Source organism: Aquiflexum sp., from assembly GCF_977115555.1.
The window spans coordinates 1-13,251 of sequence record NZ_CDSBKL010000080.1; the positions used below are offsets into that span (position 1 = coordinate 1).

At 45.0% G+C, this 13,251-nt stretch carries 9 protein-coding genes; all 9 read left to right on the forward strand.

The window, feature by feature from the left end; translation table 11 throughout:
• The first annotated feature begins 152 nt into the window (after window positions 1-152).
• The 9 genes from ACZFYI_RS07120 (at window position 153) to ACZFYI_RS07160 (ending at window position 13,248) form a co-directional block, all read left to right on the forward strand.
• Entirely contained in the window at window positions 153-2,114 is a 1,962-nt protein-coding gene (locus ACZFYI_RS07120; protein ID WP_462523432.1) for a sensor histidine kinase, read from the forward strand.
• Window positions 2,115-2,412: 298 nt separating this feature from the next.
• On the forward strand, window positions 2,413-3,135 hold the full coding sequence (locus ACZFYI_RS07125) for a TMEM175 family protein (RefSeq protein WP_462523433.1): 723 nt from the start codon (window positions 2,413-2,415) through the stop codon (window positions 3,133-3,135).
• Between the two features lie 439 nt (window positions 3,136-3,574).
• Window positions 3,575-3,937, forward strand: coding sequence for a HEPN domain-containing protein (locus tag ACZFYI_RS07130; protein ID WP_462523434.1), 363 nt, complete (start codon window positions 3,575-3,577; stop codon window positions 3,935-3,937).
• A 120-nt stretch (window positions 3,938-4,057) separates the two neighbouring features.
• Window positions 4,058-8,965, forward strand: a complete 4,908-nt coding sequence (locus tag ACZFYI_RS07135; protein ID WP_462523435.1) for a 2-oxoacid:acceptor oxidoreductase family protein — start codon at window positions 4,058-4,060, stop codon at window positions 8,963-8,965.
• Window positions 8,925-10,322, forward strand: coding sequence for an electron transport complex subunit RsxC (gene rsxC, locus ACZFYI_RS07140; protein ID WP_462523436.1), 1,398 nt, complete (start codon window positions 8,925-8,927; stop codon window positions 10,320-10,322). The genes ACZFYI_RS07135 and rsxC overlap by 41 nt, the downstream gene beginning before the upstream one ends.
• Entirely contained in the window at window positions 10,315-11,328 is a 1,014-nt protein-coding gene (locus ACZFYI_RS07145) for an RnfABCDGE type electron transport complex subunit D (RefSeq protein ID WP_462523437.1), read from the forward strand. Before rsxC ends, ACZFYI_RS07145 begins: the two co-directional genes overlap by 8 nt.
• A complete protein-coding gene (locus ACZFYI_RS07150; protein ID WP_462523438.1) occupies window positions 11,325-12,032 on the forward strand; it encodes an FMN-binding protein in 708 nt (235 codons plus the stop codon). Before ACZFYI_RS07145 ends, ACZFYI_RS07150 begins: the two co-directional genes overlap by 4 nt.
• A complete protein-coding gene (gene rsxE, locus ACZFYI_RS07155) occupies window positions 12,029-12,670 on the forward strand; it encodes an electron transport complex subunit RsxE (protein WP_462523439.1) in 642 nt (213 codons plus the stop codon). Before ACZFYI_RS07150 ends, rsxE begins: the two co-directional genes overlap by 4 nt.
• On the forward strand, window positions 12,667-13,248 hold the full coding sequence (locus tag ACZFYI_RS07160; protein WP_462523440.1) for an electron transport complex protein RnfA: 582 nt from the start codon (window positions 12,667-12,669) through the stop codon (window positions 13,246-13,248). Before rsxE ends, ACZFYI_RS07160 begins: the two co-directional genes overlap by 4 nt.
• Window positions 13,249-13,251 lie beyond the last annotated feature (3 nt).

The window sequence follows — 13,251 nt, forward strand, 5'->3', positions numbered from 1 at the left end:
ATATTCCTGAACTCACTTTAGAAAGATTCTCCAATTTTTCAATCCAATTCCATCCCTATTTTAATTATTCAATACTAAAAGCTATACTTTTCTCGCCATATTTCAAAAAATAACTATATGTTTGAATCATGATGGATCGTCACCCAATTCATTTGAAAATTTCAATATTCAAATATCTATACTTTATTGTATCCGTCTTTATAATCTTCAATTTCGGTACGTTAGATTGCTATGCCCAAAAACCTCACCTTGAGGATGGTTTGTTTAGGGAAGGTTTGCTCGAATTAAAATTCAAAGAAAATTGGAAGTACCAACCAGGAGACAATCTTGAATGGGCAAGGCCGGATTTTGATGACAGCAATTGGTATAATTTAAACCCGATCGAACTGAAAGCCTACCAAATGCCAGACAGCCTTTGGTCTGGATATGGATGGTGGAGGATCAGTTTCACTGCCGACCCAAAAACAGTTAAGCAAATAGAAAGACTATATTTCTATTCTTGGGGAGCAGCAGAAATTTACCTGGACGGGGAGCTTGTAACCACGTATGGAAATTTTTCACAGGACAGCAAAAATGAAAAGACCTATTCTCCCAACTATGCCGGGGACAGGCCTTTGAAAATCTCTCCACAGGATGTGCATACCCTTGCTGTCAGGTTTTCAAACCATCAGGCCAAAAAAAACCATCAGGTTTTCAGGTTTTACTCTGAAGATCTGGGATTCAACATCGGCTTTTCGAATGAAGTCCGCGCCAACTTTTCAGACTTTCGGTATGCCAACAGTTTTGCTACCCTCTCGGTGATTGTGGTCGTCCTTTCTATCCTTTTGCTATTGCACGTCTTGCTGTACATCAAATTCAGGAAAGAAGAGCCTTACTTGGTGATTACACTCATCACCTTTTTCTTTCTTTGCGCTGCCATCTGTGCACACATCCTTTTGTTTGTTGACCTGGATGGCTTCACCAATCCAATTTTCAGCGGGATCTTAAATTCAACCGCTTTCGGTTTGGGCTACAGCTTTTTGCCATATTCTCTCAGCTTGCTGTTTAGAATAAAACAATTCTATTGGACCAAGCATTTGGTTTCGTTGGCCCTTTTAAGGACAGCAAATTATTTTGTCAACGTATTCAACTTTATTCTTTTTGATGCTACAATTATCCTTGCAGTCATAGTTCTGATGGTGGTGATCATGCGGACTGCTATCCGGGAAAAAAACAAAGGAGCACTTTACGTGACATTCGGGGCAGTCGGTACCTCCGTATTCCTGTTGGTCAATAGGATGGCCAATGCTGAAATCATTTCACTGAGCACGACCTTGTATTACTTGGACCTTATCCTGCTGTATATCAGTTATCCATTGGGTATTTATATCTACATCACCAATCAATATGGGAGACTTTTTATTGCCATGGAGCAAGCTGTGGAAGAACGGACCGAGCAACTTAAGGTCATGATCAACGACCTGACACAAACCCAAAACGCGCTTTCCACAAAAAACAACGAAAATGTTTTATTGCTTAAGGAAATCCACCACCGGGTCAAAAACAACCTGGAAGTAGTCTCGGGATTGCTCGCTCTTCAGTCCGCCAAAATAGATGACCCCAATATGCAAGAAGTCATGTTATCAAGCCAAAACAGGGTAAAATCCATGGGGATCTTGCATCAAAAACTGTATCAAAGCGAGCATTTGGCATTCATTGAAATGAAAAATTATTTCCAGAACCTGTGCGTAAATATTCTGGATTCATACAATGAAACAGACAGGATAAAGGTAAATATTGAAATGACTGAACTTGAATTGGATGTAGATACGGCAGTGCCTTTGGGCTTGATTGTCAATGAACTTCTCACCAATTCCTTAAAATACGCTTTTCCCAAAGGTGAAAAAGGACATATTGAATTGAGCTTGAAAAATTTGAGTGATGACAATTTCCAGCTTAAAATAAGCGACAATGGAATCGGAAAAACCCCTGATGCAAAGGCATTGGGCACTGGTTTTGGTACTCAGTTGGTTGATTTGCTTACCCGCCAAATTGATGGTAAACTGATACAGGATGTCAGCAACGGGACTTTGATATTAATTAATTTCGAAAGACAAATAGCCTCTAAGGCTTAAACTATTTCTTTTTTTTCTAAATATGGAATCCCAATTTTAGTCCGAACTAGTTTTTGTGGTTTCCATTTCCACTTTGATAGAAACCATTTTTAAAACCTTATTAGCCCCAAGGTGAAAATTTTGGTGATATGGACTTTATATTTTGTTTAAATTATCACACTTAACTCTGTAAGAACCTTGAATGGGAAAGAATAAGTTGATAATTCTTTTTTGATCTAAACCTACCTTTGACTCAGAATAGGGCAAGTTTAAAGATTTTTGAGTATGTTGGTCATAAGGAATTAAATTACAGGATTGTATGAGAAATGAATTGTTTAAAAACAGGCACCACGATCCAAGAATAAATTACAGGGGAGTAAATGGTTCAAGGCTTGAAAATCTGACCGATGCAGTTTTTGGTATTGCCATAACCTTGCTCATATTCAATCTTTCGAATCCCAATTCATTTTCTGATTTATTGACTTTTACCAAAACACTGCCTGCCTTTTTGATCAGCATTTCTTTTATCCTGATGATTTGGAATGAGCATTTGGACTTTTCTGAAATTTTTACCCTTAATGACACAAGGCTTACCATCCTCAATACCCTATTTATAGCTTTGGTCATTTTCTATGTCTACCCTTTGAGATTTTTGACATTGTTTCTGACCAATTTTTTCTTCAATACCGCAATAGACGTAAACATTGAAGGAGACCAAGTACCTTATTTAATGATCTATTACGGCTTTATTGCCTTTGCACTTTACTTTGTGATATTCCTATTCTACTTTAGAGCTTATGAGGTTAAGTCCGAATTGCAACTCAACGAGTTTGAGAGGTTTTATACCAAATCCCAAAAAATCAGATTATTGATCATGTTTTCCGTGCCTTTGGTTTCTATTTTACTGACTGTTACAGTGAATCAGTACTCATTTATTTGGGCTTCAGTGGTAGGGGGCGTGACTTATTTTTTGTATACTCCGTTGATAATTGTATGGTATAATTATCATCAAAAGAAGTCAAAGGAATTCGAGAAAATATGATAGTACTTTATTCATAGATCAAAACCATTTGTAGAGATCCTAAGCGAAAGAAATAGAAATAGCCATTACAACGGTATTTTTGAGAATTCCAAACCTTTGGTCTTTTTCGTAAAAAATGGCCATTTCTGTCCTGGATCTTATGTATAAAACAATCCCAATTGGCGAAATTGTTTGGTCAAATCCATTCCTAAATTTTGTCCTTTGGGTTTGCTTAAAATTTTGAGTTTTAAAGAATTTTTTCCAAAAGGAGATTTCCTCATATTCCACCTCCTACATCCTTACAAATTTCTTATTCAATTCCCTTTTTATACCAACTGTCAAAAATCCCCTTTTGATACAAATCATGAGATAAGGTGATTTTAATCAGGTTTTTATCTAGGTTAAGTGGATACTTTTAACACAATACAAAGATCCAATTCCAACCAAAAACATCCCTGTCATGAATAACCTGAAATCACACACCATCCTAGAAGAAGCTGATGATATGCTTGATATGGCCAAAGAAGAACTTTGCCGGCCCGAGGAAGACGTAGTCCACTACAATGTCTGCAAGCACGCTTACAAAGCCATCGAAAAATACATGACAGGGTACCTCTTGCAAAACGGAGTGCACATCCAGCAATCCAACCATATCAAGGATTTATTGAATCAATGCAGGGCACTCGACAGCAAATTCAACCAACTCAACTACGATCCGGTCATCAGTGCCGAAGATCCTGAGAAATTGATGATGAATATGCATACCGCCAAAACTTTCATCTTCCTAGCCGAAAAAACAAGAGATCACGTCGGCCAAAAATAATCCAAATCCAGCCTTTGGTTTTTTCTGTCAAGGGTCAAGCCTGAACCGGAAGGAACTCCAAAAACTCTTTCCAAGAGTCATAGGCCATACATTTTATCCATACCACTACGCGAAACCGTCATGGAAAACAAAAAAAACAATTTCAAATATCCCGGAACCAGGGTTGCTATGGACGGCAACACCGTCGCCATCATGTGTGAACGGGAATCTTCCGATGCTGCAGGAGCCTACCCGATCACACCCTCCACACAAATGGGGGAATATTGGGCTGAAGAAGCCGCAAAAGGCCATCTGAACATATCGGATAGGCCTTTGATTTTTATAGAGCCGGAAGGGGAACACGCCGCAGCGGCGGTGACCGCAGGGCTTTCCATGACTGGTTTGCGTTCGGCTAATTTTTCTTCAGGACAAGGGATCGCCTACATGCATGAGTCCCTTTATGCCGCAGTCGGCAAGAGGCTTACTTATGTACTCAATATCGGTGCCCGTGCCATGACCAAATCCACCCTCAACGTCCACGCAGGCCATGATGATTACCATGCCATCGACGACACAGGGTTCTTCCAGCTGTTTGCCAAAAAAGCGCAACACGTCGCTGACCTCAATATCATATCGCACAAGATTGCAGAGCTTGCTCTCAATCCGGGAGTCATTGCACAGGATGGATTCTTGACCACCCACCTGATCGAGTCTCTGATGCTTCCTGAAAGGGAACTGATTAAAGAATACCTCGGCCGGCCGGATGACATCATCCCCACTCCCACCCCGGCACAAAGGATGATTTATGGTGACACAAGACGCAGGATCCCTGAGGTTTGGGATGTGGACAATCCCATGATGGCAGGTATCGTCCAAAACCAGGATTCCTACATGCAAAGTGTAGCTGCCCAAAGGCCTTTCTTTTTTGACCATATCAAGGATATCACCGATCAGGCATTTGAAGACTATTATGCCCTCACCGGCAGAAAGTACGAAAGGGTGATGACTTATAGGGCAGAGGATGCCGAATACCTGATCCTTGGACAGGGAAGTGTGGTGTCAAGTGCCGAAGCTGTAGTGGATTACCTCAGAAGGACAAGAGGTCTGAGAGTTGGTGTGGTAGATCTCGTGATGTTCAGGCCATTCCCTGCCGATCTTTTGGGAAAAGTCCTGAAAGGAAAAAAAGGAGTGACGATCTTGGAACGATTGGACCAACCGCTTTCCGAGGACTCTCCCATCATGCGGGAAGTCCGCTCCGTCATCACCAAATGCATCGAAAACGGTAACCATAAAAAAGACCTTCCTTATCCTGAACTTCCCTCCTACACTGCCGGCGAAATGCCTGCTTTATACACAGGTTCTTTTGGAATGGGAAGTCGTGACCTTCAGCCTGAAGGCATCATCGGCGCTGTGGAGAATATGTTGCCGGATGGCAAACACAAAAAGAGATTTTACCTCTCCATCGACTTTATCAGGGAAAATGCCTTTACCCCGAAGCAAAGAGAACATCAGGAAAATATCCAGGAAGCCTATCCCCTTGTGAAAGACCTTGCGGTCCATGGTTCTGAAAATCCCAACCTGATGCCAAAAGATGCCATCACGGTGAGGTTCCACTCCATCGGCGGTTGGGGAGCAATCACAACAGGAAAAAACCTGGCCATGACACTTTTTGATCTGCTTGGCTATGACATCAAAGCAAATCCGAAATATGGCTCTGAGAAAAAAGGACAGCCTACCACTTATTATTTGGCGGCTGCACCTGAACCCATTACCATCAACTGTGAATACTTCTTTGTCGATGTGGTGCTCTCTCCCGATCCCAATGTGTTCAAGCATACCAATGCCTTGGCCGGATTGAAAAACGGTGGCGCATTCATCATCCAAAGTGAAAGAAAAACCGCTGATGAGGTGTGGGCAGATATCCCAAAACACTATCAGAAAATCATCATTGACAATGATATCCATGTATTCTATGTGGATGGTTTTAAAATAGCCCGCGAAGAGGCAACAGACCCTGAACTGCAACTCAGGATGCAGGGAATTGCTTTCCAAGGGGCATTTTTCGCTTCCTCTCCTTTGATGAAAAAGTCCGGACTTTCGGATGTCGCTTTGCTCAAAGCCATAGAAGAACAGCTTCAGCACAAATTCGGAGGAAAAGGACAACGTGTAGTCGATGACAACATGCGTGTGGTCAAAAGGGGATTTGACGAAGTCCATGAGATCAAAAACAAAGTTCTTGGAGCACAGACCGAAAAATCCAACGGTCAATTGATTCCTGTCATCCCGACCATGCTCAAAGATATTCCCAAAAGCCAATCTAACCTGAGCGACATCCACAGGTTTTGGGAACAGACAGGAAGCTTCTACCAAAGCGGCAGAGGAAATGACAACCTCACAGATCCATTTATAGGACTCAGTGTCATCCCGGCCGCAACATCCGTATTCAGAGACATGACAGGCATCCGGTTTGAGCATCCTGAGTGGGTTGCCGACAACTGTACTGCCTGTGGCAATTGCTACACCATCTGTCCGGATACAGCCATTCCAGGATTGGTCAGTGAACTTTCAGATGTACTAGATACCATTTTGAAAAGGGTAAAAAGAACCCATGACAAACTGGAATTCCTCCCAAAAACCGTCAAGCAGCTCGAACCAAAGATCAGGGCACTCTTCAATGAAGACCATAAAGGCGTCACCGTCAACATGCTCATCAATGAAGCGATTGACCAGGTTTTGGAAGCGGAAAATAAGGATTCTCTCTTACGAACAGAATTGGGTTGGTTCAGGGAGGAATTGGGGGATTTCCAGTTTGCCCTCACCCGTCCTTATTATGACTTGCTAGAAAAGAAACAGCCAAACAGCGGAGGGCTTTTCAGCATCACCATCAATCCCAACACCTGCAAAGGCTGTATGGAATGCGTGAAAGTATGTAATGACGATGCACTCAAAGTGGTCAAGCAGACCGAAGAATCTGTAGCAAGACTGAGAGAAGAGTGGAGTGTATGGTCTGATCTGCCCAATACTCCTAAGAAGTTCAACCGAATCGATGACTTGGAAGAAAGAATCGGCCCACTCGAAACTATCCTTCTTGACAAAAACGCTTACCAGAGTTTTGCAAGTGGAGACGGGGCCTGTTTGGGTTGTTCTGAAAAATCTGTCGTCCATCTCTTTATGGCTACAGTGGAATCTCTGATGCTTCCACGTGTTGAGAAACATGTAGCCTACCTCGAAGGCCTGATCGAGAAATTGGAAAAGCATATCCAATCCAAGCTGATGAAATCCATGAACCTCATGGATACTGACCTGATGTCCAAAATCGTTTCAGAAACCCTCGGCGGAGACCTGACCATGTCGGGCATTGCCAGCAGGATGGAATCAGAAAAAGGAGCAGAACCCATTGACCCAACCTGGTTGACAGAAACCACCAATATCCTTTCAGGACTCAAAAACCTGCTTTGGAAATATACGGCAGGAACTACCGGAAAAGGCCGGTCCAGCATGGGTATGACCAATTCGACAGGCTGTACATCAGTGTGGGGAAGTACCTATCCATACAACCCTTACCCATTCCCTTGGGCAAACCATTTGTTCCAAGACAGTACTTCCATGGCTATGGGGATCTTTGAAGGCCACATGGCAAAAATGTCCGATGGATTCAAACTGATCCGAAAAGCAGAAATGGAGCTAAAAGGAAATTACAATTCCCGAGAACAAAAAGATTTCTTCACCTATTTCAATTGGGAACAATTCACAGATGAAGAATGGAAATTATGTCCACCTGTGGTGGCGTTGGGCGGTGACGGTGCAATGTATGACATCGGCTTCCAAAACCTCTCCAGGATGATGGCTTCCGGCAAACCGATCAAAGTAATCGTCGTCGACACGCAGGTATATTCCAATACCGGTGGTCAGGCCTGTACTTCGGGATTCATCGGGCAGGTTTCTGATATGGCCCAGTTTGGCAAAGTCTGGAAAGGCAAGCCCGAACCGAGAAAGGAAATCGGACTGATCGCCATGGCGCATAGAAACACTTATGTCATGCAGGGAACTTTGGCCAATACCAGCCACATGATCGAAGGATTTATAGAAGGTCTGTTGGCCAAGCGGCCTGCGCTTTTCAACCTCTACACCACCTGTCAACCTGAACATGGCGTGGCCGATGACCTCGGTGCACATCAGGCCAAGTTGGCGATGGAATCCAGGGCATATCCGATTTTCAGGTACAATCCCGACAAAGGAAAAACACCTCAGGAAGCATTTGACTTGGATGGAAATCCTGCCATTGACCAGCTATGGCCAACCTATGAGTTGAAATATATCGAAGGCGGCCGTCCAAAAACCATGACTGTAGCCATGACTTTTGCTGATTTTGCGATCACAGAGGCGAGGTTCAGGAAGCACTTCCGCAAAGCTCCGAGAGACACTTGGAATGAAAACATGGTCGTGCTGTCCGAATTCCTTGAGATGGACCAAGAAGCCCGTGAAGGCAAATTCCCATTCATTTGGGCAGTGGACCAAAAACAACTTCTAAGCAGGGTTTTGGTAGCCAAAACAATGGTAGAATCCTGCGAAGAGCGTCGGGATTTCTGGATCATGCTTAAGGCTATAGCCGGAGTTTCGAGCAGCAAAGAACTTCCCAAAGAAGACGTGGAAAGCAAAATACGAACAGAAGTAGTCAGCAGGATTGCGAGAGGTTTGATGAAAATGGCCGGAGATGACGGCGCAGGAATCATGGATTTGGTACAGGACGTTCCCAAGCCCAACGGAAACGGCGCTCCCAAAGAAGCTGTCGCCACAGACGCTATGGCCCCTTGGCTCGAAACCGAACTTTGTACTTCCTGTGATGAATGTATCAAGCTGAATTCAAACATATTCGCTTACAACACAGATAAGAAAGCCTTCATCAAAAATCCTGATGGCGGAAGTTATATGGACCTGGTCAAAGCCGCAGAGAAATGTACAGCAGGTGTCATCCATCCAGGTCTTCCCGCTGACAAGAATTTCGCCGATGCGGAAAAATGGATCAAAAGAGGAGAAAAATTCAACTGATACCGTGCTGAACTTCAAGCCACATACCTTTCACCACGGGGTTCATCCCCCGGAAAACAAGGACGAGACCAATAAGCTGCCGATCCGTCAGTTTCCTTTCTCTCCCCTGATCATCCTTCCCATGCAGCAGCATATCGGAGCTCCGGCACGCATTGTCGTCAAAGAAGGTCAGGAGGTGATGAGAGGACAAATCCTTGCGGAGGCAAACGGTTATATGTCCGTACCTGTCCATTCTCCGGTCTCCGGCAAAATCCGGAAAATCAGCAAAGTCCCTGTGATCTCAGGACAGATGTCAGAAGGAATCTACATAGAAACATTTCCTTTTTCAGGTCAGGAAGCCATCGAAGGAATTCCGGTATCTCTCGAAAATGCAAGTGAGGAGCAAATCCTCAAAGGCATCCAAGATGCAGGGATTGTGGGATTGGGAGGTGCGGCGTTTCCTACGCATGTCAAACTCAAAATCCCTGAGGGAAAGTTCTGCGATCACCTGATCATCAACGGCATCGAATGCGAACCTTACCTGACCACTGACCATAGGGTCATGCTCGAACAGGCCGGAGATATTTTCATGGGCATCCGATATCTGATCAAATCTACAGGGGCAAAAGAAGTCATCATCGGTATCGAGGGAAACAAGCAGGATGCAGCGGACCATTTGTCCAAACTCATTCCTGCAGACCTTCCGGTGAAGGTTCAGGTCGTCCCTGTCAAATATCCCCAAGGAGCCGAAAAGATGCTGATCACCGCTTTGCTCGGCAAAGAAGTTCCATCCGGAGGCTTACCTATTGATGTCAATGCTGTCGTGGTCAATGTCGCCACCACCGCGGAAATCGGCCGGCTGCTGCCTCATGGGCAGGGAATCCAAGAGCGGGTAGTCACGATCACAGGTCCAGGCGTGAAGAGAAAAGGAAATTACCTGATTCCCGTGGGTACGCCATTGCGCTATGTACTCGAACACGTAGGTGCACCGGAAAATATCAGCGAAGTCTACATGGGAGGTCCCATGATGGGAGTCGCTGTTTCCAATCTTGACATTTCGATAGTCAAAGGAACATCGGGAATCGTGGTTTTCGGAGAAGACAATATCCGGAAAGCAGAAAAAATCTATCCCTGCATCAGGTGCGGCGCCTGTGTCGATGCCTGTCCCATTTCTTTGAATCCTTCCAAGTTGGGCATTTTAGCCAAATCAGAAGCCTATGATACCATGGCGGAGGAATTCCATCTGATGGACTGCTTCGAATGCGGTTCCTGCTCTTTTGTCTGTCCTTCCAATATTCCTTTGGTACAATATTTCAGGCTGTCCAAAGGAATCATCAGAAAACGAAATGCTGCCAAAACAGCCAAACCGAATGTTTAGCAAAACCCTACATATCAGCACTTCCCCGCATATCAAGCAAGGCATGAGCACCGATATGATCATGCGGAATGTAGTCTATGCCATGATGCCTTTGGTGGTTTTTGCAGTGGTCTCTTTTGGGTTAAATGCCCTTTTGGTCATCATCACGGCTGTGGGATCGAGTGTATTGACAGAACATGCTTTGTGTAAATGGTCAGGCAAAGAGAGCACGGTTTCGGATTGGTCGGCAGTCATCACAGGGATCTTGCTTGGACTGACTTTGCCTCCAATCTTCCCGCTTTGGATGACATTTCTCGGTGGTGTGGTCTCTATCGCCATCGGCAAATTTGTCTTCGGAGGATTGGGATACAATGCCTTCAATCCGGCTTTGGTCGGAAGGGCTTTTCTCCAAGCCGCATTTCCTGTAGCCATTACCACCTGGTATCCTTCCTTTTTGGAAGGAAGGTTTTCAGGCATTTCTTCATCAGTATCCGCATTTCCATTTTCCACCCCGGTGGTAGATGCCATTTCGGGAGCCACTCCCCTGTCGGCATTCAAGTTTGATAAAGTCACTGCAGATACCGCCGACCTTGCTTTTGGTTTGGTCAGCGGGTCAACAGGAGAAACTTCCGCCGTCCTGATCCTTCTCGGAGGGATCTATTTGGCAGCAAGAAAAATGATGAACTGGAGAATTCCCGTCTCCATACTTACCTCAGTATTTGTCTTAAGTGGCATCTTATATCTTATTGACAGTCAAATGTATCCATCACCCTTTTTCATGCTCTTTTCAGGAGGATTGATGTTGGGTGCGGTCTTTATGGCCACAGATATGGTGGGTTCGCCGATCACGCCTTGGGGTGTGGTGGTTTACGGGGCTTTCATAGGTTTGATAGTCGTCGTCATTCGGATCTGGGGAGGTCTTCCCGAGGGGGTGATGTATGCGATCCTTTTGGGAAATGCACTGACCCCGCACATTGACAACCTCATCAGACCGAGGGTCTATGGTACCAAAAAAAGCAAATCATGAGCGCTGAAAAAACAATATCGACACGACCAAACCCCACCGAGGGCAGCAAAAAAATGCTGATCGCCATGGTAGGCATTGGTGTCATCTGTGCTTTGCTGATTGTGTTGAGCTATGAGGGTACCAAAGAAAGAATCGAGGTTCTCAAAGCCGAAGCACTTGAAAAAGCTGTCTTCAAAGTTATTCCTGGAATCAGCAAAACAAGGATTTTCGAACTGAATGCTGACGGGACTTTCGTCCCCTCCGACGGAAAAGGAAAAGACAAAACCCTGGTCTTTGCGGGATATGATGATAAGGATGTATTCAAGGGAATAGCCATCGAGGCGAGTGGACAAGGCTATGCCGATATCCTGAGAATTCTGTATGGCTATGACCCTGAAACCCAAACAGTGGTTGGATTCTATGTTTTGGAAAGTAAAGAAACACCAGGATTGGGAGATAAAATCGAAAAGAATGAAACCTTCCTTGCCAATTTCAATGCACTGACAGTCGCACTGACAGCCGATCTGAATGAAATCCAAAATCCCGTGGTCACGGTAAAATCCGGAATGAAAGCCAATCCCTGGGAAGTGGACGGGATTACCGGAGCCACCATTTCATCCCGGGCAGTCGGGAATATCATTGCAGAAAGCACTGCAAAGATGGTTCCATTGGCCTACAAGCAGCAAGAAGTATTCAAATCAGCACCAAACCCAGCATCCCAATGAGCCCGGAGACAACAAAAACCACCGACTTGAAAGCAGTGCCAAGCTCTACCGATGAATTCATCAAAGGGCTGTGGCGGGAAAATCCGGTGTTCGTACAGGTTTTGGGCATGTGCCCTACCCTAGCGGTATCCAATTCCGCGATCAATGCACTTGCCATGGGTTTGGCGACGGCATTTGTACTCATCATGTCCAATGTATTGGTGTCCTCGCTCCGGAATTTCATTCCAAAACAAGTCCGTATCGCGTCGTACATCCTGATCATTGCCACATTCGTGACCATGGTGGACTATGCCATCCAAGCCATCAGCGTGGACCTGCATAAGAACCTCGGGGCATTCATCTCCCTGATCGTCGTCAACTGTCTCATCTTAAGCCGGGCTGAAGCTTTTGCTTCCAAGAACACCGTGGGGAAATCCGCTTTGGATGCCTTGGGAATGGGATTGGGATTTGTATTTGCCCTGTTTTGCCTCGGCGCTGTCAGGGAAATATTGGGAAATGCCAGCATCTTCGGGATCACGGTTTTTCCGGAATCCTTTCAGGAATGGATCATCATGATCCTTCCCGCCGGAGGATTTTTCACCTTGGCATTCTGGCTTTTCCTCTTCAATAATTATAAACTTAAAAAAGCAAAAGCATGAAATCTGAATCCCTTTGGTACATTTTCATCAATGCGAGTTTGATCAACAATTTCGTGCTTGCCTATTTTCTCGGCATCTGCCCGTTCTTGGGAGTTTCGGGAAAAATGGAGACTGCCACCAAAATGGGTGCTGCCGTGACCTTTGTGATGATCATCAGTTCCATCTGTGCTTATGGCATCCATTCACTGCTTGTAGCCATCAATGCGCCATTTCTCCAACTCATCAGCTACATCGTCGTCATCGCCGCCACCGTCCAATTGGTCGAAATGGTGATCAAAAAAGTGAGTCCTGCGCTGTTCCGGTCCTTGGGGATTTTCCTCCCGCTGATCACCACCAACTGCGCCATCTTGGCTGTAGCCCTCTTCCAGACTGCCAAAGGTTATAGCTTCTTCGAAAGCCTTGCTTTTGCTTTGGGTGCAGGTGCGGGTTTTACGCTTGCGCTGATATTGATGGCCGGACTCCGCGAGCAACTTGATTTTGCGGATGTGCCAAAGGTCGTCAAAGGTACTGTGATCACTTTGCTGATCGCAGGGATCTTGTCTTTGACATTTATGGGATTTTCGGGATTGGGGTCGTGAGGG